Source organism: Streptomyces sp. Je 1-79 (assembly GCF_025195125.1).
Classification (GTDB): domain Bacteria; phylum Actinomycetota; class Actinomycetes; order Streptomycetales; family Streptomycetaceae; genus Streptomyces.
The window spans coordinates 142,044-168,088 of record NZ_JAMGSL010000011.1 but is presented as its reverse complement, the minus strand read 5'-3'; the positions used below and the strand labels follow the sequence as shown (position 1 = coordinate 168,088).

The window sequence follows — 26,045 nt, the reverse complement described above, 5'->3', positions numbered from 1 at the left end:
TAGCCGCGCGCCCATGCCTCGAACAACGAACCACATACGGCGGCGGACGGTGCTGTGGGGCACCGCGGCCGCTGCCGGTACGGCGACGGTCGGCGCGGCCGGCTGCGCCCGTGTCGCCTCGGGCGACACCCTCGGCCGGCTCAGATCCCAGGGCACCGTCCGCCTCGGCATCGCGGGCGAGGTTCCGTACGGCTACGTCGACGAGCAGGGCGCCTTCACCGGCGAGGCTCCCGAGCTCGCCCGGGTGATCTTCGGGCGGCTCGGTGTCCGGGACGTCCAGCCCGTGGCCACCGACTTCGCCTCGCTCATCCCCGGCCTCGGTTCGCAGCAGTTCGACGTCGTCTCGGCCGGGATGTACATCAACAAGGAACGCTGCGCGCAGGTGCTCTTCGCCGACCCCGAGTACCAGATGCTCGACTCCTTCATCGTGCGCAAGGGCAACCCGAAGAACCTCCGCTCGTACGAGGACGTGGTGCGTGCCAAGGCGCGGTTCGCGACCGGCAGCGGTTACGCCGAGATCGCCTACGCCGTCGCAGCCGGATACCCGGAGAAGGACATCGTGATCCTCCAGGACCAGGTCGCCGGCCTGAACGCGGTGGAGTCCGGCCGCGTCGACGTCTTCGCCGGCACCGCCCTGACCGCCCGGGCGGTGGTCCGCAAGTCCACCAGGGCCGAGGCCACCGCGCCCTTCGCCGCCGTCGTCGACGGAAAGCGGAAGGTCGACGGCGGAGGCTTCGCCTTCCGTCCCACCGACACCGCCCTGCGGGACGCCTTCAACACCGAGCTGCACCGCATGAAGAAGAGCGGCGAACTCTTCCGGATCCTGCGGCGCTTCGGCTTCACGGAGGCCGAGATGACCACGCTGACCGCCGAGGAGCTGTGCCGATGACCGCCGGACTCTGGCAGAACTGGGTCCTGCCCGGCATCTGGATCACCCTCCAGCTCCTGGTCGCCTCCGCCGCGCTCGCCGCGCTGGTCGCCTTCACCGTCGGCACCGCCCGCACCCACCGCTCCCCCGCAGTCCGCTTCCTGGCCGGGCTCTACACCGAGGTCTTCCGCGGCACGTCCGCGCTGATCCTCATGTTCTGGCTGTTCTTCGTGCTGCCGCCGCTGGCCGGCTGGCAGCTCGTCCCGATGTGGGCGGCGATCCTCGCGCTCGGCCTCTCCTACGGGGCGTACGGCGCCGAGATCGTGCGGGGCGCCCTGAACGCCGTACCGAAGGCGCAGCGCGAGGCGGGGGTCGCGCTCAGCTTCACCCCCTGGCAGCGGCTGCGGCTCGTCCTGCTCCCGCAGGCCGCGCCCGAGATGATCCCGTCCTTCTGCAACCTGCTGGTCGAACTGCTCAAGGGCACCGCCCTGGTCTCGCTGCTCGGCGTCGGGGACGTGTCCTTCGCCGCCTATCTGGTGCGGCTGGCGACCCAGGAGAGCGGCGGGATCTACACCGTGACCCTGGTCGTGTACTTCGTCATCGCGCTGGTGATCACCCGCTCGATGAAGGCGCTGGAACGGCGCACCAAGGCGAATCTGGGGGTGGTGGCCAAGTGAACTGGGACTGGTCCGCGGTGGCGGACTTCCTTCCGCGCTTCTGGGACGGCGTGCTCGTCACCCTCCAGGTGCTGGCGCTCGGCTCGCTGATCTCGTTCACGCTCGGCCTGGTCTGGGCGCTGGGCTTCCGGGCCCCCAGCAGGCTCGTGCGCTGGCCGGTGCACGCCGTCACCGAGTTCATCCGCACGACCCCCCTGCTCGTGCAGCTCTTCTTCCTCTTCTTCGTACTGCCGGAGTGGGGCGTGAAGCTCTCCGCCCTGGCCACCGGCACGCTGGCGATCGGGCTGCACTACTCGACGTACACCGCGCAGGTCTACCGGGCAGGTATCGACGCCGTACCGGCCGGGCAGTGGGAGGCGGCGAAGGCGCTCAGCCTGCCGCGCCACCGGACCTGGCTGACGGTGATCCTGCCGCAGGCCCTGCGCCGGATCACGCCCGCGCTCGGCAACTACGTCATCGCGATGCTCAAGGACACCCCGATCCTGGCCGGAATAGGTGTGCTGGAACTCCTCCAGCAGTCCCGGCTGGAATCGGCGGCCACCTTCCAGTACACCGAGCCGCTCACGGTGGTCGGTGTGGCCTTCGTCCTGATCGCGTACCCCGCCTCCCTCCTCGTCCGCACCCTGGAGCGCCGCCTTGCCCACTGAAGAGCTCATCCGATTCGAGAACGTCACCAAGCGCTTCGGCGACCAGACCGTCCTCGACGATCTCAGCTTCTCGGTCCGTCCGGGCAAGCACGTCACCCTGATCGGACCTTCCGGTTCCGGTAAGACGACCATCCTCCGGCTGCTGATGACCTTGGAGAAGCCCGACGCGGGGACCATCCGGGTCAACGGCGGGAAGCTGTACCCGGCCGACGAGAAGCACCGGCGGGAGGTGCGGCGGAAGATCGGGATGGTCTTCCAGCACTTCAACCTCTTCCCCCACATGTCCGTGCTGCGCAACATCACGGAGGCGCCGGTGCGGACCCTGGGGAAGAGCCGGGAGGAGGCCGAGGCGCGCGGGCGCGAGCTGCTCGACATGGTCGGTCTGGCCGACAAGTACGAGGCCAGGCCCGCCCAGTTGTCCGGTGGGCAGCAGCAGCGGGTCGCGATCGCGCGGGCGCTCGCGATGGAGCCGAAGGTGCTCCTGCTCGACGAGGTGACCTCCGCGCTCGACCCGGAGCTCGTGGCCGGCGTCCTGGACCTGCTCAGGGAGATCGCCGCAACGACGGACATCACCATGATCTGTGTGACGCACGAGATGAATTTCGCCCGCGACATCTCCGACGAGGTCCTGATGTTCGACGCGGGACGGGTGATCGAGTCCGGTTCTCCGGAAAAAATCTTCTCCGCTCCGGAGCACGCGCGTACCCGTGAGTTTCTCGGCGCGGTGCTCTGGCCTCAGACTCTCTTAAGGTTCTTTGACCGTGGCATATGCCAGGGTGGTGCGCCCCAGCGTATGACGCTGGGGCGCCGCATCATTCTCGCCAACAGCCGCCCCGAAAAGGGAGCTTGACGGCTATCGTGGTACGGAAGCTTGCGGTCACAACCTGGTAGGGGGAAACCGTGGCGCTGAAGCCCGAGCCCACCGCGCCGTTCCACTCGGTGCAATACGCCCTGCGCGTCCTTGAGACGGTCTCACGGCACGGTGGCGGGGTGACGGACGTCCAGATCGCTCGTGAGACCGGTCTGCCCGTCGCCCATCTGTCGTCCCTGCTGCTGATGCTCCGCCGCGAGGGGTACGTCGAGCAGGTCGCCGACGGCGCCTATGTGATCGGAGACTCCCTGGTCCTGCTCGGTTCCGGCCTGACCCGTCGCGAGGCCCTGGAGGGCAAGCTCCAGGAGACGCTGACCGAGCTGCGCGACTCCGTCGGGGCGGCGGTGTACATCAGCCGGTACATCGACGGCGAGGTGAAGATCACCCAGTTCGCCGCAGGCCCCCGCACGCCCGCGGTCAACGAGTGGGTGGACTTCCGCTCGGCCGCCCACGCCAGCGCGGTCGGCAAGTGCCTGCTGACGCAGCTGGACCAGAACGGCCGCCGGGACCACCTCTCGCGTCACAAGATCGCCCGGCTGACGTCCCGGACGATCACCAACGAGAAGGTGCTCTTCTCCAAGCTGGACAGCCAGCCGCCGACCGTCCCGGTGCTCGACCTCCAGGAGTACGCGGTGGGCACGGTCTGCGCGGCGGTGCCGCTGACGGCCGGGGCGGCCGTGGGCTGCCTGGCGCTCTCACTGCCGATCGAGCACGCCCACCGGCTGCGCTCGGCGGCCGACACGCTGAACCGCAGGGCCGCGCCGGTGGTGCTCTCGCTGGCGATCTGAGACCCGTGACCCGGTCCTCGGAGTGGTGGTCGGAACCACTCCCGAGGACCAGGTAGTATTTTCTCTGTCAGCAGGCGCCGCTAGCTCAGTTGGTTAGAGCAGCTGACTCTTAATCAGCGGGTCCGGGGTTCGAGTCCCTGGCGGCGCACAGACGGAAGAAGCCCCTCGCGGAAGCGGGGGGCTTCTTCGTGCTCCCCCTTCGTGGCGTCCGCCGGTCACGCCCTGAGGTAGGTGAGGACCGCGAGGACCCGGCGGTGGGTCTCCTCCGCGGGCGGCAGATCCAGCTTCCCCAGGATGTTGCCGATGTGCTTCCCGACCGCCGCCTCCGTGACGAAGAGCCGGCGGGCGATCTCCCCGTTCGAGTGCCCCTCGGCGACAAGACCGAGGACCTCCCGCTCGCGCGGGGTCAGCGCCTCCAGCGGATCGCGGCGGCGGCGCAGCAGCTGCCGGACGACCTCGGGGTCCACGACCGTGCCCCCGTCGGCGACCCGGCTGAGCGCGTCCAGGAACTCCTCGACCTGGCCGACCCGGTCCTTGAGGAGATAGCCGACCCCGGTGCCGTCGCCCGAGTCCAGGAGATCGGCGGCGTAGGTCCGCTGTACGTACTGGCTCAGGACGAGGACGGGCAGCCCCGGCCGCTCGGCCCGCAGGGCGACGGCGGCGCGCAGCCCCTCGTCCTGGAATCCGGGCGGCATCCGGACGTCGGTGACGACGACGTCCGGGTCGTGCTCGGTGACGGCCGTGCGCAGTCCGTCCGCGTCGCCGACGGCGGCGACGACCTCGTGGCCGAAGCGGGCGAGGAGACCGATCAGCCCCTCACGGAGGAGGACGCCGTCCTCGGCGAGGACGACTCGGAGAGCTCGGACAGCGCTCGGCACGGGATCTCCACTCGTAGGACGGTCGGCCCGCCCGGCGGGCTCATGATCGTCAGTGTGCCATCGAGGACGGCGAGCCGGTCGGCGAGTCCGGTGAGTCCGCTCCCGGCCCGGGCGTCCGCACCGCCCCGCCCGTCGTCCTCGATGCCGACGCACAGCCGCCGGTTCGCGTACCGGGCGGTGATCCGGGCCCTGGTGGCGCCGCTGTGCCTGCCGATGTTGGCCAGCGCCTCGCAGACGGCGAAGTAGCCGGCGCTCTCCACGGCGGCGGGCAGCCGGGGCAGGTCGATGTCGGTGTCGACGGGGACGGCGGAGCGGTCGGCGGCGTCCGCGAGGGCCGCGCCGAGGCCGTAGTCGGCGAGCACCTGCGGGTGGATGCCGTGGATGAGTTCCCGCAGCTCGGTCAGGACCCGCCCGGCCTCCTGGTGGGCCCGGGTGAGCTGGTCGGCGAGCGGCCCCGGCGGGGCGTCGAGCCGAGCGATCCCGAGGGTCATGGTGAGGGCGACCAGACGCTGTTGGGCTCCGTCGTGGAGATCGCGCTCGATCCGCCGCCGCTCGGCCTCGAAGGCGTCGACGAGCCGGGCCCGGGAGGCGGTGACCTCGCCGATCCGCCGGCGCAGCTCGGCCTCACGGGGTGCGAGCAGGGCGCGGCTCAGGGCGGCGCGGGCCCCCGCGAGCGCGGCCAGCGGATAGAGCAGGGCGACGAGGAGGACGGCCCCGAGCAGGGCGGCGGCGAACGCCTGCGGATAGGAGGTGACCAGGTACGCCTTGACGACCTTGGCCTCCCGGCCGTCGACGGCGAGCTGGAGGGGCGCGCTCATCAGGGCGGCGGGCAGACCGAGGCCCACGGCGAGGACGATCAGGTCGAGCGGCCACAGGACGGTGGCGTGCAGGACGGCGTACGCGAACTCCCGCCAGGTGGCCTGCTCCCGGAGGCGGACGCGGAGCCAGGCCGGCAGGCCGGGGGCGTCGGGGAGACGGTGCGGATCGGTGGCGGGGTCGAGGTCGACGAGCCGGAGGCGGCGGCGTTCGACGGAGCCGAGGGCGACCCCGGCGAGGAGGAGCAGCGGGAGGCCGACGAGGACGAGGGAGAAGAGGGCGAGCAGCAGCAGGACGCCCAGCGCGGCCGCTCCGGTGACCACCCCGGTCGCCAGATAGCCGGCGGACCGCCAGGGCCAGACGGTCCGCGGATACCGGGCCCGGGTGAGGGCCTGCCAGGGAGTTCGGGGCGACATGGGGTTCACCGTAGGGGGCGGCCGCCGGGCGGGGCCATCGGTCTGGTGGGTGTACGGGGGTATGGCCGGCCCTACCCGGGGAGGCCGGGGCCTCGGGGTGAGCGGCCGTGGGCGGCGTACGCGGCGCGGATCCCGGTGAGGGCCTCCGGGGTCAGGGGCTCGTAGGGGCTCCCCGGCTGCGGGCGCCACCAGACCGGGTCCTCGCAGAGGAAGGACTCCCGGCGGAGGGACACGCGATGGATCTTGTTCGTGGCGGTCAGCGGAAGCCTCGGGACGATGCGTACGAACCGCGGGGGCATCTTCGTACCCAGGTCCGGCTGGGCGGCGAGGAACTCCTCGAACGCGCCCGGGTCGAAGGGGCGGTCCCCGGAGCCGTCCCCCGGGTCGTGCGCGCGCAGGGCGATCGCCGTCATCACCTGGTCGCCGGCGACCGGGTCGGGTATCGCGTAGACGGCGACGCCCGCCGCGCGCTCCCAGCGGGACAGGATCTGCTCGATCACCGCGGCCGCGAGGTTCTCGCTGTCGACCCGCAGCCGGTCGTCGTCCCTGCCCGCGAAGTACAGGAAGCCCTCGGCGTCGCGGTAGAAGAGGTCACCCGTCCAGTACCAGCCTCCGCGTAGCCGGGCGGCGTCCGCCTCGGGGTTGCGCCAGTAGCCCTCGAAGGGGTTCCGGCCGCGGTTGACGAGTTCGCCGATGGCCGCGGAGGCGTTGAGGAGCCGGCCGCCGGGCGCGAGGAGGGCGGCCTCGCACTCCTCGCCGGTCTCCGGGTCCACCACGGCGAGGTCGTCCCCCGGCGCCGCCCGCCCGATGGCTCCGGTCGGGGTGTCCGGGGTCCGCTGGATCGCCGCGCCGCCCTCCGAGGAGCCGTAGCCCTCCACGAGCCGGGCCCCGAACCGTGCCTCGAAGCGGGCCGCGTCCACCGCCCCCGCCTCCGTGCCGAAGCCCAGCCGCAGCCGGTGCTCGCGGTCGTCCGGTCGCGGCGGGGTGGCCAGCAGGTACTGGACGGCCCGGCCGACGTAGGTGAAGTAGGTCGCGCCGAACTCCTGGACGTCCGGAAGGAACCGGGAGGCCGAGAACCGGTCCCGCAGCGCCACGCCCGCGCCGGCGGCGAGCGCCGGGGCCCAGTCCGCGATGACGGCGTTGCCGTGGAACATCGGCATGCAGATGTAGTGGACGTCCTCGGGCCGTACGCCGAAGTGGTGGACGAGCGAGCGTCCGGCGGCCGCGAGCCGGCCCTGGCTGCAGATCGCCGCCTTGGGGGCGCCCGTCGAGCCGGAGGTGAAGTAGAGCAGCATCCGGCTCTCGGGGCGCACCGGACGGGCCGTGGCCTCGCCCGGCTTCGCGCCCTCGAAGGGGGTCAGGAGGTCCCGGTAGGCGTCGGTGTCGGTCACCAGGACGCGTACGCCGGGCAGGGGCAGCCCGTCGAGCAGGGGAAGGTACGCGCGCTGGGTGACCAGGACGCGGCAGTCGGTGTGGACGATGTCGCGGGCCAGCTCGGCGCCGCGCCGGGTGGGGTTGATGCCGGCGACGGCGGCCCCGGCGAGGGCCGCCGCGCTCAGCCAGAGCGGGAACTCCGGCGTGTTGTCGAGGAGCACCCCGAGGTGCGGCTCGGCACCCCGGGGCAGCAGATCGACGAGCAGCGCCGCCCGGGCGGCGGCTCCGGAGGCGATCTGGTGATGGGTGAGGACGGTGTCCCCCGTCCTCAGCCCGACCCTGTGGTCGCCCCATTGCCGGCGCACGAGCTCCGCCACGGTGGGTTCGGTCATACACCGGACGGTAACTGACGCTACGTCAGAACTGAACATCCGAGCAGGCGTAGAACGCGTTCGCGGTGTCCGCGACCGTCCAGACCGCCAGGATGAGATGCCGTCCGGTCTTGCCCGCCGGGATGGTCCCGGAGTGCGAGAGCGTGGCCGGCGGCTGTGCGTTGTTGTACGGGACGGTGAGGAACGGCTGGGGATCGAGCGAGGCCCTGGTGAGCTTCTGGCTGCCGTTCCAGCCGTTCTTGGTGATGTAGTACTTGAAGTCGGTGGTGCTGTGCCGGGCGGTGAACTGCCAGCGGAAGGTGTGGCTCTGGCCCGCGGTGAGCCGCGTGGTGGGCCAGGCGCCGCCCCGGGGGTCGTCGAGCTGGGCGAACTGGGAGTTGCCGCCGGCACAGATCGTGCCGTCGGCGGGTCCGGCGCCCGGGAAGCCCTTACGGCCCTCGACCGACTGCGGCTCCCACTGGATGTTGCCGCAGTTGGTCACGGTGCCGTTGGCGCAGAGCTTCTGACGACTGATCGGGGAGTCGGTGTAGCCATGGCTGCTGGCGCTGCTGGTGGCGAAGAGGGAGGCGCCGGCGACGCCGAGCGCCACCGCCGCCACGCCTATCTTTTTGCGCATGCTGTCGCTCCTGGTGAACGTGGGGGAGTTCGATGAGCCGTGCTGCACGCGTGCGGGTGGTGCGGGTGGTGCGGGTGGTGCGGTCGAGCGTGGTGCTGTCACGCGGGTGGTTCGCTTGTGCGGTAGTGCCTATTCCGGTCTAGACCAAGTACCAAGGTATTGACGGAAGTTGAGCATGTCCATACCAGTCACGCGCCTTCCACCGGCCCGGTACGGCCGGTGTAGAACGCCACCGTCAGGTCCTTGACCAGCGCCTTGCGCTCGTAGTCGTCCAACTCGACGAGACCACGCGTGGTCAGCCGGTGGACCACGTCGTCCACGGCGTCCACCACGGAGGTCAGCACGCTGTCGCGGTGCTTGGCGTCGATCGCGGCGATCCGGCGCCGCTGCATCGCCGCCGCGAGCTCGGGTGCGTACTCGATACGGGTCGGCTGCGCCGAGAACACGTCGATCCCCACCGGGGCGCACTCCGCCGAGAGCATCCGGGTCAGGGCCTCGCCGACGGCCTCCGCGTCGCGCAGGGTCGGGGCGTCCTCGTGGAAGGCGTCGGCCGGGAGCTGGGACAGGACCCGGGCCATGGCCGCCTCGACCTGCTCGCGCAGGTAGTCCTCGTGGCCGTCGACGCCGAGGGCGGCGCGGACGGTGTCGCGGATCCGCCAGACGACGAGGACGACGACGTTGAGCGCGGTGCCCTTGGCGTCGACCGCGGAGAGCGGCTCGCTGCGCCAGTGACGGAGGCGGATGTCGACGCGGCGGCGCAGGAGGAGCGGGCTCATCCAGACGAGACCGGTGCGGCGGACGCTGCCGCGGTAGTCGCCGAAGAGGGTGAGGACCCAGGCGTAGCCGACGCGACCGCGGCCGAGACCGCCGAGGGAGAAGAGGGTGAGCAGGACGCCGAGGGTGAGGAGGGCCCACTGACCGAGGTGGATGCCGTTGTACGGACGCGGGGGCAGCCGGAGCATGCGCGTGAACGGGTCGGGGACGGCCCCGACCCACCACACCATGGCAGCGCACCCGGTGAGCGCGAGCGCCCCTGCGACGACCCCGGTCCACCCGGGCAGCACGGCCCCGTCCCGCTCGACGAGCTTCGGGTCGGCGGTGGGCGCGGGCCGGGAAGGCTCGGGGCGGGTGGGGGCGGGGATGACGGCCTTGGGCGGGGCGGGTGCGACGGGTGCGGGCATGGCGACGGTGGCGGGGCCGCCGTCGTCGTCCGCGCGGGAGTCGGCGTCGGCGTCGGGCTGGTCCCGGAAGAGCAGGTGCACGGGGATCGACCCGGTCGTCTCGGCCCCGATCACGTTCTTCCGCCGTCCGACGGGCCGGGCGAGCACGGGCGCCTCGGCGACGACGGGCACGGCGACGACCCCGACCTCGCCACGGACGATCCGGTGCAGGTCGGGGGCGTGCTTGGGGCGACCGCCCGCTGCACGGGATCCGGCCTCCGGCCCCTTGGGCGTCGCCGCCTCCGCGGCGCGCGAGGGACCGGGCTCGCCGTTCGCGGCGGTCGGTGCGGGGGCGGCGGAGGCTTGCGGCGTACGGGGGGCGGTCGCCGAGCCGCCATGGGCGCTCGGTGCGGTGGCGGCCGAGGCTTGCGGCGTACGGGACCGCGCCGCGTCACTCGCGGCAACCGGGCCGGTGGCCCCCGGGGTACGGGGGTCGGACTCCGGCGAGGCGGGGAGCGGACCCGGGCCCTTGCCCGCCGCCGGGCGGGGTGCCCCGCCGGGCGTACCGGGGCCCGTCTCCACAGCGCCCGCGACGCGCGACGCCGTCGCCCCGTGGGCTTCCGGCGTACGGGGGCCGGTCGCCGAACCGCTCGTCACACCCGGCGCCGTGGCGGCTGTCCCGCCGGGGGATCCCGGCGTACGCGGTCCGGCATGCGGACCGGCTGGGGCACCGGACGGGCGGGCTGCCGCGTCCGTGACGCTCACCGGGGCGGAGGCGGCGCCGAGGGCACTCGGCGTACGAGGGCCGGCATCCGCGCCGGTGGGAGTGCCGGCCGGGTGGGCCGCCGCTCCCGGCGGGCGGGGGTCCGTCGCCGAACCGCTCGTCGCACCCGGCGCCGTGGCGGCCGTCTCACCGGGGGATCCCGGCGTACGGGGGCCGGCATCCGCGCCGGTGGGGGGCATCGGCGCCTCCGGGCGGGCTGTCGTGCCCTCAGGAGCCTTTGCCCCGGGGGCATCCGGGGCGGGCAGGGGCTCCGAGGCCCCGCAGGCGCCCGGCGCACCTGAGGGGGCGCCCGCACGCGCCTCGGAACCGCCCGGGGCCAGCGCGTTCGCGCCGGTCGGGGCCTGTCCCGTCGCCGGACCGGCCTCCGAGGCCACCGCCACCGCGTTCGCGTCGGCCGCACCGGTCTGGTCCGCCGGGCGCTGGACGGCCTGCGTCCCGTCGGGCCGGTCGGAGCCGCCCTCCTCGGCGGGCTCCGGTGGGCGGAGCGACGGTCTCGGGCCGCGCGGCTCCGCCGTCAGGCGCCGGGCCGTGCGGGCCGCGTCGCGGCTTGCCGCCGCGCCCGAGTCGGGCGTTGGCGTCGTTGCGGTCATGGGGTCCACCTCATGCTCTCGGGGTCATCGGAACAAGCGCCGCCAGGTCTCCGGGCCCGGGTAGCCGTCGGCCGCGCCGCCGCGCCATCCCTGTGCCCGCTGGAACGCCTCGACATTGCGACGGTCCGCCTCGCTCCAGCGCGGACCGGGACCCGACAGGTAGTGCTTGCCGTAGCCCCGCTTCACCAGCTGTTTGCCCAGCTTCTCCACATATGCGCTGGATTGGCCCGGACGGAAGTAGCCACGCCCGGGGAACCCCGGCACATTCGCGCTCGGGCCCCCCGAACCACTCGAACCGCCGATGCTCCGCCCCTTGCCGGTCACCAGCACGCGCCAGGTGTGCGGCCCGGGCATCCCGTCCGCCTTTTTGCCCTTCCAGCCCTGCGCCCGCTGGAACGCCGCCGTCGCCTGCCGGTCCGCCTCGCCCCAGCGCGGCCCCGGGCCCTGGCCGTAGTGCTTCTTGCCGCCGTTCCGGATGAGCAGCTGCCCGAGCCGGGTGACGTGCGCGTTGTTCGCGCCGGGGCCGAACATCGCCGAGCCCGGGTACACCGTCGCCGCCGCCGAGCCGCCACCGGTGCCGCCGCTGACCACGCCCTTGTAGCGGTAGGCGACGTAGCGGTCGGAGTCGACCCAGTACGCCAGCGGCGTCGCCTGCCGGCGCGTGCGCGGCTTGGTCTGCTCGTACGCGATGTACGACGTGTGCGTGTAGTCCGTCCAGCCGCCGAAGAGCGTGACGTGCGAGCCCGTCGTCGGGTTCGCCGGGTTGTGGAAGAGCAGGATGTCGCCGGCCTGGAGCTGTGTGCGGTCGATCCGCTCGGCGAAGCGGTCCAGGCTGCCGGTCCACTCGTTGCCGCGCAGGTTCCACACCATCGAGATGTAGCCCGAGCAGTCCTGGCGGTAGCCGTCGGACCAGTACCGCTCCATCGAGTACGGGACCTGGGCGTTCACCCACCGCTTGGCGCGGTTGACGATCTCGGCGCGGGTGGTCTTCCGCAGGGACTGGCCGGTGATCTGACTGATCGTCGGGGCGGCGTCGGGGGACGGCTGCGGGCCGGGGCCCGGTGCTCCGTGCAGCGGTCCCGCGCCGCCCTGAGGGGTGTCGGGGCTCGGTCCGGCGGCGGCCCGCGAGGCACCCGCCCCCTCGGCCCCGGTCGCCGTGCCCGCCGGTGTGACGGGCGTCACCGGGTCCGGCTGCCGGGCGAACGCACCCGCTCCCCCGCCGCCGAGGACCACTCCCGCCGCGGTCACCAGCACCAGCGCGCGGCGCGCTCCGTGCGCCGCCGGGTGACCGCCCGCCCGTACGGGCAGGCCAAGGGCGAGATCGCGCCGCCGCTGGGCGCAGCCCGCGCAGCCGCAGTCGGCCGCGGGCTCGAACTCCTCGAAGACCGGCACGCTCATGCGATTCCCCTCCACACTCGTCAAGATCTTTTGACCCTTGTGCACGGGCGTCAGTGTCTCAACTGTCTGGACATATCGCATTTTGACGGATCGAAGGCCTGATACGACCATCCGACAGGCCGATAGGGACCGGTAATGGTCCGGAGCACCCTCGAACGTCGGGTAGAGTTACGCAGGTCAGCAGGCGCCGCTAGCTCAGTTGGTTAGAGCAGCTGACTCTTAATCAGCGGGTCCGGGGTTCGAGTCCCTGGCGGCGCACGCAGAGTCGAGGCCCCCTCACCATCGGTGAGGGGGCCTCGACCGTTTCCCGCCCCGACACCGTCCCGACGACTCGCCTCGGACGCCGGGTTGAACCGCCCGTCCACGGGACCGTCCACCCGACCGTACGGAATCCGGTCGATCTCATCGTGTCGCGGGGAAATCTGGGCCCGGGCCGGACGCCCGTTCTACAGTTGCGGAACCCGAACCTCCCGCGGCAGCGCCGGGCTCCTCCCGCAGCCCGTGCGCCCGCGGTCGAGGACCGGCCCGGCCGCCGGGCGCGTGGTCCGCCAGGCGGACCCGATGAATCAGGTGCCCGCCGGCCGGGCCCGGGTGACCGGGCGCGGACCCTCACGCCCCCGCGGTCACGCCCGGCTCGCCCCGGTGAGGTACGCGGAGACCACCACGTTCGCCGTGTACGTACCGGATTCGCGGTCGAAGGTCCCGCCGCAGGTGATCAGGCGCAGCTCGGCCCGACCGGCCTCGCGCTGCCCGTACACCTTCCGCGCGTCGAAGCCCTCCCGGGGGAAGACCCGCACGTCGTCGACGGTGAACTCCGCGATCGAGCCGTCCGCGCGGGTCACCTTGACGACGGCGCCGGGGCGTGCGGCGCTCAGGCCGTAGAAGACGGCCGGCCGGGTCTCCGTGTCGACATGGCCGACGAAGAGGGCCGCGCCCTCCGCGCCCGGCCGCGTACCGGGGCGGAACCAGCCGACCGACTCGGGCATCTCGTACGGCGGCGGGTCCACCGCCCCCGTACGGTCCAGGCCGCGCCCGACGACCGGCGCGGCGATCCCGAGCGACGGGATCTCGACCCGGCGGGGCTCGGCGGGACGCAGGGGCGGGTGAGCCGGGGGCAGGGACGCACCGGCAGGGCGGCCGACCGCGGCTATGTCGCCGGTGGCGGGGGCGGAGGCGCCGCCGGGTCCGTCGGTGATCCCGCGGCCCCAGAGCCAGAGCCCCGAGAGGAGGACCGCCCAGGCCACACCGGTCAGCATCCGCCCGTTGCCGGGGCCGGCGGACACCTCAGTCGCCCGCCCCGCGACGGCGTGCGCTGCGGAAGGCGACGGCCACCGCGGCGATCGCGGCCATCCCCAGGCCGACCAGGGTGTACGGGGTGCCGAGGCCGTTCTCGCTGGTGGTCTGGGCGACGCCCGGCGCGACGGGTTCGGCCGGGACCGCCCGGGCCGCGCCGCCGCCACCGGCCCGGACCGGGGCGTACGGGCTCGGGTGATGCGTGGGCCGGTGGGTCGGCTCGTGCGTAGGCCGATGGGTCGGCTCGTGCGTGGGCCGGTGGGTCGGCTCGTGCGTGGGCTCGGGCTTGTGCTTCTCGACGTGGAACACGCCGGCGTCACGGTGCTCGCGGCCGTCGCAGACCACGCTGACCTTGTACGTACCGCTCTTCAGCCCCGACCTGACCGTGGTGTCCCCGAAGAGGACCCGGTCGCCCCCGCCCCGGCCGGTGAGCTCGGCGTCGGCGACGAACGCCCGGGACGTGGCTGCGCCGGTCGTGCCCTTGCAGCCCTGGACGCGGACGTCGACATCGGCGCCGGGCCGGGCCGTGGACGGGGTGACCGTGGCCCTGACGCCGTCCCCGGCGAAGGCGGTACCGGCCGTGGGCGCCAGCACCAGGATGGCGGCCGCCCCTGCGGCACGGAGAGCAATGGGACCTGAACGCATCGTGACCTCCTGATACTGGCAGGGTCACCCGTTTCGGCTGCTCTCGCATCCGCAGGGGGCCGGCTGGGCGTCCGACCTGGGGATTTCTAGACGCGGTCCACGATGTCGGCGATCGACTTGACGATCTTGGAGGGGCGGAACGGGTAACGGTCCACCTCCGTCTGCGTCGTCAGACCGGTGAGGACCAGGAAGGTCTGCATGCCCGCCTCCAGACCGGCCAGGATGTCGGTGTCCATCCGGTCGCCGATCATGGCGCTGGTCTCGGAGTGGGCGCCGATGGCGTTCAGGCCGGTGCGCATCATAAGCGGGTTCGGCTTGCCCGCGAAGTACGGCTCCTTGCCGGTGGCCTTGGTGATCAGCGCGGCGACGGAGCCGGTGGCCGGCAGCGGGCCCTCCAGGGAGGGGCCGGTCTCGTCGGGGTTGGTGCAGATGAAGCGGGCGCCGGCGTTGATGAGCCGGACGGCCTTGGTCATGGCCTCGAAGGAGTACGTCCGGGTCTCGCCGAGGACCACGTAGTCGGGGTCGTGGTCGGTGAGGACGTAGCCGATGTCGTGCAGCGCCGTGGTCAGGCCGGCCTCGCCGATGACGTACGCGGTGCCGCCGGGGCGCTGGTCGTCGAGGAACTTGGCGGTGGCGAGCGCCGAGGTCCAGATGTTCTCCACCGGCACCTCCAGGCCCATGCGGGCCAGGCGGGCGTGCAGGTCGCGGGCGGTGTAGATCGAGTTGTTCGTGAGAACCAGGAACGGCTTCCCGGTCTCCCGCAGCTTCTTGATGAACGCGTCGGCGCCGGGGATCGGGACACCCTCGTGGATGAGGACTCCGTCCATGTCGGTGAGCCAGGATTCGATCGGCTTGCGCTCTGCCATGTGCGGGGACTCCTGCCGTACAGAAATCGTGCGGTGTGCTGGGGGCGCCGCGACAGCGCTGTGGCGACGCCCCCAGCCTAATCAGGAAGCCGTGACCTTGACCCCGTCGATCACCCAGTACCAGTTGTTGGATCCGGTGTAGCGGAAGCGGAAGCTCACACTGGACGCCCCGGCGGGGACGTTCACGGTGAGGGACTGCGGCTGGGAGACGACGTCGGAGGTGTAGCTCTTGACGACCGTCGGCGTACCGCCGTTGAAGGAGGCCAGGACCTGGGCGGTCTGGCTGCCCTCCTGGCGGTAGAAGGTGGTGAAGTCGAGGGTCGCCCGCGTCTTGCCGGAGACGCTGTACGCCGGGGTGACCAGGGTCGAGTCGTACGTACCGGAGAAGGACTTGTCCGCCCACTCGTCGGAGTCGGCGACGGCGAAGACGCCCCGGGAGCGGACGTTGAGCTCGCGGGACTGGTCGCGCTGGGTGCGGGACCAGAACTCGTCGGTGGCGAAGGCCCAGCCGCGCCACTCGGTCATGCCGCCGGTCCCCATGGCGTTGTTGATGACGGACCAGCCGCCGGGCGCGGTGTGGGTGAAGCCGAGGACGCCTGCGGGGATGCCGGTCTCGTCGACGCGGCCGGTGAGGGAGGGGTGCAGCGCGTCGAAGGGGTCGGTGGAGCGCTGCTGGACCGGCTTGCCGTCCAGGCCCCAGGACGGGTCGGGGGTGATGCCCAGCTGGTGGAAGACGGTGGCGGCGACGTCGACGAGCCGGGTGTCGATGGGCCGGGCGCCGGCGGCGATGCCGGGGCCCTGGGCGAGGACGAAGGTGCGGCGCTCCTCGATGGCGGAGCCGCCGTGTCCGCCGCCGTCGGTGTGGCCGTGGTCGGTGGTGACGATGACCGTCCAGCGCTCGGAGGCGTAGGAGGGGCGGGCCTTGATGGCGGCGAGGAGGCGGCCGAGGTAACCGTCCTGGACGGCGATGGCGTCGAGGTACTTCTGACTGGCGGCGCCGTAGGAGTGGCCCATCTCGTCGGTCTCGCCGAAGTAGACGAAGAGGACGTCCGGGTTCTGGTTGCGGAGGATGGACTCGGTGGCGTCCGTGATGACCTTGTCGTTCACGGCGTAGTTGTTGTCGTACACCAGCTTGGCGTCGGCGCCGGGGGTGACCGTGCCGTGGGTGTCCAGCTCGGGCCAGTCGACGGCGGCGAAGAGCGAGAGGCCCGGCCGGACCTGGTGCAGCCGGGCGAGGAAGCCGGGGTAGGTGGCGTAGTTCTTGCCGGCGAAGGTGTTGTCCTTCACGCCGTGCTTGTCGGGCCAGACTCCGGTGGAGATGGTCGACCAGCCGGGGCCGGAGGAGGTGGCGGCCATCGGGTTGGCGTAGAGCAGCGACAGGCCGTACGTGCCGTTCGCCATCATCGACTTGAGCGTCGGGGCGTCGGCGGCGTCGATCCGGTCGTGACGCAGCCCGTCCATGCCGACGACGAGCACCTTGTCCTTGCTGGTGCCGTTCGGGAGCGTGGGGGCGGCGGCGTGGGCGGCGGGCGCGACGGCCGTACCCGCGGCGGCGAGGGCCGCGGTGGCACCGGCCGCGGCGAGCACGGTGCGGCGGGACATACCGGTGGACATGCCAGTGATCGGCATCTTCGGATCCTCCGTGGAAGGGGGTGAGGACGCGCCAACGCCCCCGATTCCTCGGAGGCGTTGGTCCGTACCCGTTATCATTCCGCTACATGCGGAGGGATTCCAGGACCGTGCGGTGAACTCTTGGAAGCCCGTGGTGAGCTTCCGGTGTCAGCTGCCGGTTGCCGTCTTCCACGCGTCGACGTACGTGGTCAGGTTCTTGTCGATGTCGGCCCAGTCGGGCTCGAAGACCTCGACGCCCTCGATCAGCTCGGCCAGCTCGATGGCGTTGGCGTCGGTCGCCTTGATGTCCTTGCGGGCCGGGAAGCCGCCGCCGATCGCACTGACCTCGCGCTGGGCCTGCTCGCCGAGCATGAAGTCGAGCAGCTTCTTGCCGTTCTCGGTGTGCGGCGCCTTGTTCACCAGTCCGGCGGCGTACGGCAGGGCGAAGGTGGTGGGCCTGCCGCCGTCCTTGGCCGGGAACCAGATGCCGAGGTTCGGCATGGACTTGGACTGGGCGAAGTTCATCTGGACGTCGCCGTTGGCGACGAGGATCTCGCCCTTGTCGACCTTGGGGGCGAGCTTGGAGGTGGAAGAGGACGGGCCGACGTTGTTGGCCTGGAGCTTCTTCAGGTACTCCATCGCCGGCTCCTGGCCGCCGAAGTCGTTCATCGCCTTGATGACGACGGCCGTGCCGTCGCCCGCGACACCGGGGGTGGAGTACTGGAGCTTGTTCTTGAACTTCCCGTCGAGGAGCTGCTCCCAGGTCGTGGGGGCCTCCTTCAGCCGCTGCTTGTTGTAGACGAAGCCGAAGTAGTTGTTGACGACGGAGGTCCACTTGCCGTCGGCGGCCTTGTTCCCGCCGTCGACCTGCTCGGAGCCCTTCGGGGTGTACGCCTGGAGCAGCCCCTTGGAGTCGGCCTGCTGGATGAAGGGCGGCAGGGTCACGATGACGTCGGCCTGGGTGTTGTTCTTCTCGCGGACGGCGCGCTGCACCATCTCGCCGGAACCGCCCTCGACGTACTTGACCTTGATGCCGGTCTGCTTCTCGAAGTCGGCGAAGACCTTGTCGTACCAGCCGTCGCCCTTCTCGCCCTTGAGGCCGTCGGCGCTGTAGACGGTGACGACCTTCTCGTCGGAGGCGGCGGAGGAGCCGCCGCAGGCGGTGAGGGTCGCGGCGAGGGCGAGGCTGCCGGTGAGGGCGGCGATCGGCTTGAGGATTCTGGACGAGGTACGCATGACGTCGTTCTCTCCTGGGTGGTTCAGCGGTAGGAAGCTCTGGTACGGATACGGGAGACGGCGAGCAGGACGAGCAGGGTCGTGGCCATGAGGACCACGGCGAGCGCAGAGCCGGTGAAGAGGGAGCCGCGGTCGGTGGCGGTGAAGATCAGCACCGGCAGCGGCAGCCAGTCCGGCGGGTAGAGCATCATCGTGGCGCTCAACTCGCCCATGGACAGGGCGAAGCAGAGCCCGGCGGCCGCGTTGAGCGACGGCAGCAGGAGCGGCAGCTTCACCCGGAGCAGGACGTACGCGGGGCGGGCGCCGAGGCTGGCCGCCGCCTGCTCGTACATCGGGTCGAGACGGAGGATGGCGGCCGAAACCGACTGGTAGGCGAACGCCGTGACAAGGACGGTGTGCGCGAGGATCACGATCCAGCGCGTGCCGTTCAGGAGCACGGGCGGCTGTGAGAAGGCGACCAGGACGGCCAGGCCGACCACGACCGAGGGCACGGCGACCGGCAGCATGAACAGCGCGTCGAGCACGCGACGACCGTTCTTCCGCAGGGCGTGGGCGGCGATCGCGGCCCAGGTGCCGGCGGTCAGCGCGAGCAGGCTCGCGGTGACGGCGGTGACGAGGCTGGTGGTCAGCGCCTGGAGGGACTCGCCGCGGACCGCGGCCGCGTAGTGCTCCGCGGTCGGCCCGGAGGGGAAGGCCCCGGACCAGTTCGTGGAGAACGAGGCGGCCAGGATCACCAGGAGCGGGAGGGCGAAGAGCGGCACGAAGAGGACCGCGAAGAGGGTCCACACCGTCCACCTGCCCGTACGGCTATGCACCAGCACGACGGCTCACCACCCGGTAGAGGCCGTAGAGGCCCACGGAGATCGCGACGTTGACGACGGCGACGACACAGGCGGCGGCGTAGTCGGACTCGAGGATGGCCTTGCCGTAGACGAGCATCGGGAGGGTCGTGACGCCCTTGGCGCCGGTGAAGAGGACGATCCCGAACTCGTTCAGGCACATGACCAGGACGAGGCTTCCGCCGGCGGCGAGCGCGGGCAGCGCCTCGGGCAGGATCACCTGCCGGACGATGCGCAGCGGCCTCGCCCCGAGGGAGGAGGCGACCTCCAGCTGGGCGGTCTCCATCTGCGAGAACGCGGCGAGGAGCGGGCGCATCACGAACGGCGTGAAGTACGTGATCTCGGCGAGGAGGACACCCCAGGGCGTGGTCAGGAACTGGAAGGGCCCGGCCTCGGCGCCCGTGAGGTCCGTCCACAGGCCGTTGGCCATGCCGACCGTGCCGTAGAGGAAGAGCAGGGCGAGCGTGATGAGGAAGGACGGGAAGGAGAGGAAGACGTCGATGAACTTCGACACCGCCTTCCCGCCGGGGAACGGCACGAACGCGATGACGAGCGCGAGCACGAACCCGAGGACCAGGCACCCGGCGGTGGACCCCACGGCCAGCCACACGGTGGTGACGAGCGCCTCCCGGAAGGCCTGGGAGCCGAAGACGTCGGCGTAGGCACCGGGGGCGAGGGACTCCTGGACGACGAGGGCGAGGGGGTAGAGGAAGACGAGAGCGAGCACGGCGACGGGGGGCAGGGCCCAGACCCAGGCGGGCACCTTCCGGGAGCGCGTCACGGGCGTCCGCTCCGCGGGGGCGGGGCGGACCGGGACGACGCCAGGTGGGCGCTCAGCCGTCATGACCAGCCCCTTCGGGTCACCCATCGGTCACCCCGGCGCCCAGCAGCACCCCGTCCTCCGGCGCGAAGTGCAGCGTGACCTCGTCGCCGAGCGCCGGCGTCTCCCGCAGCTCGCGTACGTCCGCCTTCATGCGGTGCCCTTCGACGTCGACGTACAGCCGGTGAGTCGAACCCCGCCACTGCACCTCGGCGATCCGGCCCCGCAGCGCGTTCGGGCCTTCGCCGAGGCCGACCAGGTGCGGGCGTACGCAGAGGGTGGCCGCCGCGCCCGGGGCCACGTCGTCCGTGGCGACCTTCAGCTCGGCGCCGCCGAGGGAGACCGTGCCCGTCCCGACCGTCACCGGCAGCAGGTTCGCGTTGCCGACGAACGACGCCGTGAACTCCGTACGCGGACGGCGGTACAGGTCCTGCGGCGTGCCGCAGTCCCGGAGCCGGGCCCTGTCCATGACGGCGATCCGGTCGGCGAGGGTCAGCGCCTCGACCTGGTCGTGGGTGACGTACAGGATCGAGACGTCCGGCAGCTCGCGGTGGAGCCGCGCCAGTTCGGCGAGCATCCCGGAGCGCAGCTGCGCGTCGAGCGCGGACAGCGGCTCGTCGAGGAGCAGGACGTTCGGCCGGATGGCGAGCGCCCGTGCGATCGCCACGCGCTGCTGCTGTCCGCCGGACAGCTCGCGCGGGTAGCGCTTGGCGTAGGCCGCCATCCCGGTCATCTCCAGGGCCTCGGCGACCCTGCCGGGGATCTCGGCCTTCGGCGCCTTCTGCGCCTTCAGACCGAAGGCCACGTTGTCCTCGACCCGCATGTGCGGGAAGAGGGCGTACTGCTGGACGACCATCCCGATCCCCCGCCGGTGCGGCGGGAGGGCCGTGACGTCGCGGTCGCCGATGAACACCCGCCCGGAGACCGGCCGCACGAACCCGGCGACGGCGCGCAGGGCGGTGGTCTTGCCGGAGCCGGAGGGCCCGAGGAGGGCCATGACCTCACCGGGTTCGACGGTCAGGTCGAGGGAGTCGAGGACGGTGTGGTTGCCGTACGCGACGGAGACGGAGTCGAAGCGGATGCCACTGCGCCGCGCGCCGGTCACGGCGGTGCCGGTCACGGCGGCCCCGACGGCGGTGCCCGTGGCGGCTGCGCCGGGCGCCGTCACCGGTCCGCCTCCGCTCGTGGCGGCCGCGCCGGGCGCCGTCACCGGTACGCCTCCGCCCGCGCCATCGCGCCCGGCAGCTCCGCGACCGAAGCGAGGACGTGCGTGGCGCCGTGCTCCTTGAGCGCGGCCTCACCGTGCGCCCCGGTCAGCACGCCCGCCACGATCCCGGCCCCCGCGCGGACCCCGCTGAGCATGTCGTACGAGGTGTCGCCCGCGACCGCGATCCGCCGGACGTCGTCGACGACTCCCGTACGGAGGAAGGCTCCGAGGACCATGTCCGGGTACGGGCGCCCCCGGCCGCCGGCGTCCGCCGGGCAGAGGGTCAGCTCGACCAGGTCGCGCCAGCCGAGCGCGTCGAGGATGGCGTCCTGGGTGACGCGGGCGAACCCGGTGGTCAGGACGACCGTCCTGCCCTCCTCCTTCAGCCGGCCGATCGCCTCGGCCGCGCCGGGGACCGGTGCGATCAGGCCGCCGGCCACCAGCTCTCCGTACGCCTCCTCGAAGGCCACGTTGGCCTGCCGGGCGCGGGTCTCGTCGCCGCCGAAGAGGTGGCGGAAGACGGAGATCTTGGACTCGCCCATGGTGGCGCGGACGTAGTCGATCATCGTGGCCGCGTCCTCGCCGAGACGCTCGGCGGCGGTGGCGAACGCCCTCTCGACGAGGCCTCCGTCGGCGACGGTGGTGCCTGCCATGTCCAGTACGACGAGGTCGTGCCTCAGGTTCTCGGTCACGGTGTTCACCAGCCCAGTTCGTTCGCGGTCGTCTCGGCGATGGCGGGCGAGCAGGTCATGCCGCGTCCGCCGGGTCCTGTCACCAGCCACACGCCTTCGCGGACCTTCTGGCGGTGCACGACCCGGCCGGTGTCGGTGCACTGCGCGTACACGCCCGCCCAGCGGCGCCGGATCCTCGGCAGCGGGCGGCCGAGGAAGGACTCGACGACGCGGACGAGGTGCTCGTAGGGGTCTTCGAGGGTGTCGAAGGCGAAGGGGTGCTCGTACTCGTGGGTGTCGCCGATGGTCAGCCCGCCGTCGAGGCGCTGCACCATCAGGAGCTGCATCTTGTGCGCGGCGGCGGTCGGGTCCTGCGCCTGGCCCGCGTTGAGGGCGTCCAGAGCGTCGGACCGGTACGCCGGGTAGTAGCGGAAGGAGTCGGCGTCGGCGACGGAGGTGGTCAGCGGCTCACCGAGCGGGTCGGTCTGCATCATCTGCAGCCGGACCCGGCGGACCGGGATGTCCCCGGCGACCTCACGGACGAGGCCGCCGAGCGCGGCTCCGGTGCACAGGACGACCGCGTCGCCGGTGTGGACCTCGCCGCGGTCGTCGCGGACCGAGGCGTACGCCCCGCCTTCGGCGCCGGAGACGTCGCGCACCTCGCGGTTGGGCAGGAAGGTGTACTTCCCCGAGGCCAGCAGGGCCTCTCGCAGGGCGAGTTGTGCCGTACGGGGCTCGACGGCCGCGTCGCGCTCGCACCACAGGGCGGCCTGGAACGCGCCCCGCAGGGCGGGGTTGACCTGGCGCGCCTCGTCGGCGGTGAGCAGCTTGTAGCCGCGGGCGGCCGCGTCGGGCCGGGCGAGGGCGGCCTCGGCGACGGCCAGTTCGAGGTCGTTGCGTACGGGGGTGAGCGAGCCGATGGCCCGGAAGCCGAGCCCGGGGACGCGGGCGCCGATGCCCTCCCAGAGTTCGCGGGCGCGCAGCGCGGTGTCCAGCTCCTCTCCGCCCGCGCGGCCGCTCACCCATATCTGGCCGAAGTTGCGGAGCGAGGCGCCGCGCGCCTCGGCCTCCCGCTCGATGTGTACGACCTCGTGGCCGCGTTCCACTGCGTGCCAGGCGTGCATGGTTCCCACCACGCCGGCTCCTACGACGATCACCTTCATGCCGTTCACGGTCCTGGCGACGGGTGACCCGGGGCGATCGGGAGGGCGACGGGACGGTGAACGGGGCGACAAGGTTGGCCTAGACCCGTTACGTTTCTGTTATCCATGGCGGTCGTCGCCCCGGGATCGGCGGCCGGCTGCCGGGTCAGCCCTGGCGCCCCAGGTGCGCGGTGAAGCTGAAGCGGTCGCCGCGGTAGAGCGTGCGGACGCGCTCCAGCGGGCGGCCGGAGGTGTCCCGGGAGATCCGGTGGATCAGCAGCATCGGGAGCGCGGGCGGAGTACCGATGAGCAGGGCCTCGCGAGGGGTGGCCAGCACGGTCTCGATCCGCTCGTCGGCGTCGCCGAAGGTGATGCCGAGCTTCTCGCTGAGGTAGCGGTAGAAGGAGGAGTCGGGGTCGAACTCGCCGTCCAGGCGCGGTGCGCGGGCCACGGAGACGTACGTGCTCTCCAGCCCGACCCGCTCGTCGTCGGCGAGCAGCACGCGCTCCATGTGCCAGACGGGCTCGCCGCGCCGGACGCCGATCTCGGGCGCCAGGGTGTCGGGGCACGGGAAGCGGTCGAGCGAGATGAGGGTACGGCCGGGCCTGCGCCCCTGCCGCCGTACGCCTTCGGTGTAGCTGGCGAGCGAGAGCGGCTGCTCCAGCTTGGGCCCGGCGACGACGGTCCCGCGCCCCTGGCGGCGCAGCCGCCCTTCGAGGAGCAGCTCGCGCAGGGCCTGACGGACCGTCTCGCGGGAGACCTCGTACCGGAGGGCGAGGTCCCGCTCGGTGGGCAGCAGCCCGCCCTCACCCAACTCGTCGATCAGCGAGGCGACCTTCGCCTTCACCGCGTAGTACTTGGGGATGCGGCCGTGCTCGGGGATGCCGGAGCGGATGGGGGCGCCAGGTGCCTGGTCGTTCGGGTAGTCCACGGGTGGATGCTCGCAGATGGGAATGAACGCGAAGGTGTACGGCGGGTGGCCTGACGGCTCCGGGCGGGGCCGTTCGCGCCCCGCGGGCCCGGGGCCCCGTGCCCGGGTCCGCGTCGTCCTACCGGCCCGTCCGGCGTCGGCGGCGGATCTGTGCGAGCTTCAGGGCGGCGCCGGCGAGGAGCAGGGCGCCGGACACGGGCACGAGAACGGCGGCGAACTCCTTGCCCGTGAGGGCGAGTTCGGGCGTCGCGAGCGTCGGCGGGAGGGTGCTGTCCGCGCGCGGCGGGGTGGTGGTCGGCCTGGGGGTGGGGCCCGCCGTCCCCTCCGCGTTCCCCTCGCCGTTCTCCTCCGTGTTCCCCTCGCCGTTCTCCTCCGTGTTCCCTTCGCTGGTCGCCTCCGCGCCCTCGGGCGCGATGGTCAGGCGGAAGTCGTCGGACTCACCGACCCAGTCGCCGTCGTCGCCCAGTCGCTGCACGATCGCCGCGTTGGCCACGACCTCGTTGGGGGCGGTGCCCTCAACGAAGGCAAGCCGGACGCTGACGGTCACCGTGCGGCCCGCGGGGACGGCGAAGCCGGAGAAGCCGGTGAACACACCGACGTTCTCGTCCTCCTCGGTCGCCTCGAACGCGACCGGGCGCCAGCGGCGGGCAGCGGAGTCGTAGAAGTCCAGCCGGATCTGCGCGGGCCGGAGGACCCGGTCGCGGTCGGCGAGGGCCAGGACGGGGTGGATGCTGTCGCAGGCCTCGGTGGTGGTGTTGGTGAGATCGACCGCGAAGGTCCGGAAGCCGTCGCCGGGAACGTACGCGCGGGGGCCGCCGTGGATCCGCGTGTCGATCGGGAATTCGGGGTCCGTGGCCTTGCCGCAGGTGGGCGGCTGGTCCTGGCGCTCGGTTCCGGGCCCGGGGCTGGGGCCGGGGTCCGCCACCGAGGGGGCGACGGCGAGCGCGAGGACGGCGGTTCCGGTCGTCGCCGCGGTCACGCCGAGGGCGAGGGCGTTGCGCAGTCGCATGGGACGGGTGCCTTTGCTGCTCGCGGGCGTACGGGACGGCCGCGACGCTGCCATGCCGACACGCCGGGGGCGGGGAGCGGCGCCGCAGGTACGCCCGGACGGCCCGCGCGATCCGCCCGATCAGCCTATGTTCGGATGATCGGAACGCCGCCTCCCGAGAGCCAGTACGAGACGACCAAAACGCCCTCCCGAAAGCCGGGCTACGCCTCAAACCGCCGGAGCTACGTCCCGAAAGCCGGGGCTACGCCCCACACCGCCGGAGCTACGTCCCGAAGCGGGGCACGCCCCAAACCCCCCGGGGCTACTTCCCGAAAGCCGGCGCGAGGACCAGCTGGGCGGCGCCCTCGGCGACGGTGTACGGGGTCACGGCGACCTCGACGGGCAGCCCGAGCCCTGCCAGCACCTCACGGGTGCCGTGCGTGAACTCCTCGGGCGCGGCCAGGACGACACGGCCGCCGAGGACGACACGGTCGATGTCGAGCAGCCGTACGAGGTTCGCGGCGCCCGTGCCCAGGATCCGCGCCGCCTCGGGCAGGTCGCCGCCGGCCACGGCCGCCAGGCACAGGACCTCCAGACAGCCGCGGCCGCCACAGCCGCAGAGCGGTCCGTCGAGCTGCACGGTCTGGTGCCCGAACTCCCCCGCCCCCGTCCTCGCCCCGCGGTGCAGCGCGCCGCCGAGGACGAGACCGGAGCCGAGCCCCGTACCGAGGTGGAGGTAGGCGAACGAGTCGGGCTCCGGGGCGCGGAGGGCGAGGCCGAGGGCGGCGGCGTTGGTGTCCTTGTCGAGCTCGACGGGCAGCCCGAGCCGCTGCGCGAGGAGCCCGCGCAGGGGCACCCCCTCCCACTGCGGATGACCGGTGACCCGTCCGGGCACACCGGTGAGGTGGTCGAGCGGTCCGGGCATGGCGAGGCCGACACCGAGGAGGGCGGGGGCGGGGACCTCGGCGCCGTCCGGCAGCGGGGTCACGGCCTGGTCCGGCGGCGCGCCCGGTACGGCCGACGAGCCGAGGGCGGACACCTCCGCCGCGACCGCGTCCAGTACCGCCTCCGTACCCGCCCCGAGATCGAACGGCGTCCGCCGCAGCGCCACCCGCGCCCCCGCCAGGTCGACCAGGACGGCGGTCAGTTCGTCGCGGTCCAGGTGCACGCCCACCGCGTACGCCGCCGAGGGGACCAGGCGCAGGAGCGTGCGGGGCTTGCCGCCCGTCGAGGCGCGTCGGCCGGCCTCCCGCGCCAGTCCTTCCGACCGCAGCCGGGCGGTGATCTTGCTGACCGCCTGCGGGGTCAACCCGGTCAGCTCCGCCAGCTCCAGCCGGCTGATCCCGGCCTCGCCGGCCGTCCGCAGCAGGTCGAGCACCAGCGCCGCGTTGTGGCTCCGCAGGGCGGGCAGGTTGACTCCCGCGACGCCCCTCGCGCTCCTCGTACCGCTGACACTCCTGTTCACCACCCCATTCTCCCCCTCGCTTGCACTTTGGCAACAGCGTTGCTTAAGTGGGATTC

At 72.6% G+C, this 26,045-nt stretch carries 23 protein-coding genes, 2 tRNA genes and 1 pseudogene; 7 read left to right on the top strand and 19 right to left on the bottom strand.

The genetic code is table 11. The annotated features are described in order from the left end of the window. Positions 1 to 13 precede the first annotated feature (13 nt). The 6 genes and pseudogenes from ehuB (at position 14) to M5362_RS23500 (ending at position 3,999) form a co-directional block, all read left to right on the top strand. A complete protein-coding gene (gene ehuB, locus M5362_RS23525; protein ID WP_260229696.1) occupies positions 14 to 889 on the top strand; it encodes an ectoine/hydroxyectoine ABC transporter substrate-binding protein EhuB in 876 nt (291 codons plus the stop codon). Next, the gene (gene ehuC / locus M5362_RS23520) at positions 886 to 1,545 is read left to right on the top strand and encodes an ectoine/hydroxyectoine ABC transporter permease subunit EhuC (protein WP_260229695.1); all 660 of its coding nucleotides are present in this window, start codon (positions 886 to 888) and stop codon (positions 1,543 to 1,545) included. Before ehuB ends, ehuC begins: the two co-directional genes overlap by 4 nt. Next, positions 1,542 to 2,192, top strand: coding sequence for an ectoine/hydroxyectoine ABC transporter permease subunit EhuD (gene ehuD / locus M5362_RS23515; protein WP_260229694.1), 651 nt, complete (start codon positions 1,542 to 1,544; stop codon positions 2,190 to 2,192). Before ehuC ends, ehuD begins: the two co-directional genes overlap by 4 nt. Then, positions 2,182 to 2,922: pseudogene (ehuA, locus tag M5362_RS23510) on the top strand (ectoine/hydroxyectoine ABC transporter ATP-binding protein EhuA); the annotation flags it as partial. The gene ehuD and the pseudogene ehuA, both read left to right, overlap by 11 nt. Before the next feature lie 170 nt (positions 2,923 to 3,092). Then, the gene (locus tag M5362_RS23505; protein WP_260229692.1) at positions 3,093 to 3,851 is read left to right on the top strand and encodes an IclR family transcriptional regulator; all 759 of its coding nucleotides are present in this window, start codon (positions 3,093 to 3,095) and stop codon (positions 3,849 to 3,851) included. 74 nt (positions 3,852 to 3,925) lie between these two features. Then, positions 3,926 to 3,999 (top strand) — tRNA-Lys (locus M5362_RS23500). A gap of 67 nt (positions 4,000 to 4,066) precedes the next feature. Here M5362_RS23500 and M5362_RS23495 read toward each other — a convergent pair. The 6 genes from M5362_RS23495 to M5362_RS23470 all read right to left on the bottom strand — a co-directional run bounded on the left by M5362_RS23495 (position 4,067) and on the right by M5362_RS23470 (position 12,275). Beyond that, the gene (locus M5362_RS23495) at positions 4,067 to 4,729 is read right to left on the bottom strand and encodes a response regulator transcription factor (RefSeq protein ID WP_260229691.1); all 663 of its coding nucleotides are present in this window, start codon (positions 4,727 to 4,729) and stop codon (positions 4,067 to 4,069) included. Continuing rightward, entirely contained in the window at positions 4,660 to 5,961 is a 1,302-nt protein-coding gene (locus tag M5362_RS23490; RefSeq protein ID WP_260229690.1) for a sensor histidine kinase, read from the bottom strand. The genes M5362_RS23495 and M5362_RS23490 overlap by 70 nt, the downstream gene beginning before the upstream one ends. Before the next feature lie 71 nt (positions 5,962 to 6,032). Next, positions 6,033 to 7,727: an AMP-binding protein gene (locus M5362_RS23485; RefSeq protein WP_260229689.1), complete on the bottom strand. Its 1,695-nt coding sequence runs from the start codon at positions 7,725 to 7,727 to the stop codon at positions 6,033 to 6,035. A gap of 25 nt (positions 7,728 to 7,752) precedes the next feature. Then, positions 7,753 to 8,343 carry a lytic polysaccharide monooxygenase gene (locus M5362_RS23480; RefSeq protein WP_260229688.1) on the bottom strand — a complete coding sequence of 197 codons (591 nt, stop codon included), beginning with the start codon at positions 8,341 to 8,343 and terminating at the stop codon, positions 7,753 to 7,755. A 188-nt stretch (positions 8,344 to 8,531) separates the two neighbouring features. Further along, the gene (locus M5362_RS23475) at positions 8,532 to 10,877 is read right to left on the bottom strand and encodes an SPFH domain-containing protein (RefSeq protein ID WP_260229687.1); all 2,346 of its coding nucleotides are present in this window, start codon (positions 10,875 to 10,877) and stop codon (positions 8,532 to 8,534) included. A gap of 24 nt (positions 10,878 to 10,901) precedes the next feature. Continuing rightward, the gene (locus tag M5362_RS23470) at positions 10,902 to 12,275 is read right to left on the bottom strand and encodes a peptidoglycan-binding protein (RefSeq protein WP_260229686.1); all 1,374 of its coding nucleotides are present in this window, start codon (positions 12,273 to 12,275) and stop codon (positions 10,902 to 10,904) included. Between the two features lie 184 nt (positions 12,276 to 12,459). On the opposite strand from M5362_RS23470, the gene M5362_RS23465 reads away from it, so the two are divergent. Further along, positions 12,460 to 12,533 (top strand) — tRNA-Lys (locus M5362_RS23465). A gap of 365 nt (positions 12,534 to 12,898) precedes the next feature. Here M5362_RS23465 and M5362_RS23460 read toward each other — a convergent pair. The 13 genes from M5362_RS23460 to M5362_RS23400 form a co-directional block, all read right to left on the bottom strand. Continuing rightward, entirely contained in the window at positions 12,899 to 13,531 is a 633-nt protein-coding gene (locus M5362_RS23460) for a class F sortase (protein WP_260229784.1), read from the bottom strand. 28 nt (positions 13,532 to 13,559) lie between these two features. Further along, positions 13,560 to 14,213 (bottom strand): PT domain-containing protein, encoded by a 654-nt coding sequence (locus M5362_RS23455; protein WP_260229685.1) that lies wholly within the window; start codon positions 14,211 to 14,213, stop codon positions 13,560 to 13,562. 86 nt (positions 14,214 to 14,299) lie between these two features. Continuing rightward, positions 14,300 to 15,079 (bottom strand): HAD-IIA family hydrolase, encoded by a 780-nt coding sequence (locus M5362_RS23450; protein WP_260229684.1) that lies wholly within the window; start codon positions 15,077 to 15,079, stop codon positions 14,300 to 14,302. An 81-nt stretch (positions 15,080 to 15,160) separates the two neighbouring features. Next, complete coding sequence (locus M5362_RS23445) at positions 15,161 to 16,693, bottom strand: alkaline phosphatase family protein (RefSeq protein ID WP_260229783.1); 1,533 nt, start codon at positions 16,691 to 16,693, stop codon at positions 15,161 to 15,163. A gap of 165 nt (positions 16,694 to 16,858) precedes the next feature. Next, positions 16,859 to 17,926 (bottom strand): 2-aminoethylphosphonate ABC transporter substrate-binding protein, encoded by a 1,068-nt coding sequence (locus M5362_RS23440; protein ID WP_260229683.1) that lies wholly within the window; start codon positions 17,924 to 17,926, stop codon positions 16,859 to 16,861. 23 nt (positions 17,927 to 17,949) lie between these two features. Then, positions 17,950 to 18,747 carry an ABC transporter permease gene (locus M5362_RS23435; RefSeq protein WP_260229682.1) on the bottom strand — a complete coding sequence of 266 codons (798 nt, stop codon included), beginning with the start codon at positions 18,745 to 18,747 and terminating at the stop codon, positions 17,950 to 17,952. Further along, a complete protein-coding gene (locus tag M5362_RS23430) occupies positions 18,734 to 19,609 on the bottom strand; it encodes a 2-aminoethylphosphonate ABC transporter permease subunit (protein WP_260229681.1) in 876 nt (291 codons plus the stop codon). Before M5362_RS23430 ends, M5362_RS23435 begins: the two co-directional genes overlap by 14 nt. Before the next feature lie 16 nt (positions 19,610 to 19,625). Further along, complete coding sequence (locus M5362_RS23425) at positions 19,626 to 20,705, bottom strand: ABC transporter ATP-binding protein (protein WP_374214517.1); 1,080 nt, start codon at positions 20,703 to 20,705, stop codon at positions 19,626 to 19,628. An 86-nt stretch (positions 20,706 to 20,791) separates the two neighbouring features. After that, entirely contained in the window at positions 20,792 to 21,484 is a 693-nt protein-coding gene (locus M5362_RS23420; protein WP_374214510.1) for a phosphonatase-like hydrolase, read from the bottom strand. Between the two features lie 5 nt (positions 21,485 to 21,489). Further along, positions 21,490 to 22,626 (bottom strand): TIGR03364 family FAD-dependent oxidoreductase, encoded by a 1,137-nt coding sequence (locus tag M5362_RS23415; protein WP_260229680.1) that lies wholly within the window; start codon positions 22,624 to 22,626, stop codon positions 21,490 to 21,492. Between the two features lie 145 nt (positions 22,627 to 22,771). Beyond that, entirely contained in the window at positions 22,772 to 23,536 is a 765-nt protein-coding gene (locus M5362_RS23410) for a GntR family transcriptional regulator (protein ID WP_260229679.1), read from the bottom strand. 118 nt (positions 23,537 to 23,654) lie between these two features. Further along, positions 23,655 to 24,545 (bottom strand): hypothetical protein, encoded by an 891-nt coding sequence (locus tag M5362_RS23405; RefSeq protein ID WP_260229678.1) that lies wholly within the window; start codon positions 24,543 to 24,545, stop codon positions 23,655 to 23,657. A gap of 301 nt (positions 24,546 to 24,846) precedes the next feature. Next, on the bottom strand, positions 24,847 to 25,989 hold the full coding sequence (locus tag M5362_RS23400; RefSeq protein ID WP_260229677.1) for an ROK family transcriptional regulator: 1,143 nt from the start codon (positions 25,987 to 25,989) through the stop codon (positions 24,847 to 24,849). Positions 25,990 to 26,045: the final 56 nt, after the last annotated feature.

What these genes read in the sequence shown, in the direction of transcription:
- ehuB (WP_260229696.1), top strand. Translation starts at nt 14, where the DNA reads ATGCCTCGAACAACGAACCACATACGGCGGCGGACGGTGCTGTGGGGC.
- ehuC (WP_260229695.1), top strand. Translation starts at nt 886, where the DNA reads ATGACCGCCGGACTCTGGCAGAACTGGGTCCTGCCCGGCATCTGGATC.
- M5362_RS23490 (WP_260229690.1), bottom strand. Translation starts at nt 5,961, where the DNA reads ATGTCGCCCCGAACTCCCTGGCAGGCCCTCACCCGGGCCCGGTATCCG.
- M5362_RS23485 (WP_260229689.1), bottom strand. Translation starts at nt 7,727, where the DNA reads ATGACCGAACCCACCGTGGCGGAGCTCGTGCGCCGGCAATGGGGCGAC.
- M5362_RS23480 (WP_260229688.1), bottom strand. Translation starts at nt 8,343, where the DNA reads ATGCGCAAAAAGATAGGCGTGGCGGCGGTGGCGCTCGGCGTCGCCGGC.
- M5362_RS23475 (WP_260229687.1), bottom strand. Translation starts at nt 10,877, where the DNA reads ATGACCGCAACGACGCCAACGCCCGACTCGGGCGCGGCGGCAAGCCGC.
- M5362_RS23470 (WP_260229686.1), bottom strand. Translation starts at nt 12,275, where the DNA reads ATGAGCGTGCCGGTCTTCGAGGAGTTCGAGCCCGCGGCCGACTGCGGC.
- M5362_RS23460 (WP_260229784.1), bottom strand. Translation starts at nt 13,531, where the DNA reads ATGCTGACCGGTGTGGCCTGGGCGGTCCTCCTCTCGGGGCTCTGGCTC.
- M5362_RS23455 (WP_260229685.1), bottom strand. Translation starts at nt 14,213, where the DNA reads ATGCGTTCAGGTCCCATTGCTCTCCGTGCCGCAGGGGCGGCCGCCATC.
- M5362_RS23450 (WP_260229684.1), bottom strand. Translation starts at nt 15,079, where the DNA reads ATGGCAGAGCGCAAGCCGATCGAATCCTGGCTCACCGACATGGACGGA.
- M5362_RS23445 (WP_260229783.1), bottom strand. Translation starts at nt 16,693, where the DNA reads ATGTCCACCGGTATGTCCCGCCGCACCGTGCTCGCCGCGGCCGGTGCC.
- M5362_RS23440 (WP_260229683.1), bottom strand. Translation starts at nt 17,926, where the DNA reads ATGCGTACCTCGTCCAGAATCCTCAAGCCGATCGCCGCCCTCACCGGC.
- M5362_RS23430 (WP_260229681.1), bottom strand. Translation starts at nt 19,609, where the DNA reads ATGACGGCTGAGCGCCCACCTGGCGTCGTCCCGGTCCGCCCCGCCCCC.
- M5362_RS23415 (WP_260229680.1), bottom strand. Translation starts at nt 22,626, where the DNA reads ATGAAGGTGATCGTCGTAGGAGCCGGCGTGGTGGGAACCATGCACGCC.
- M5362_RS23405 (WP_260229678.1), bottom strand. Translation starts at nt 24,545, where the DNA reads ATGCGACTGCGCAACGCCCTCGCCCTCGGCGTGACCGCGGCGACGACC.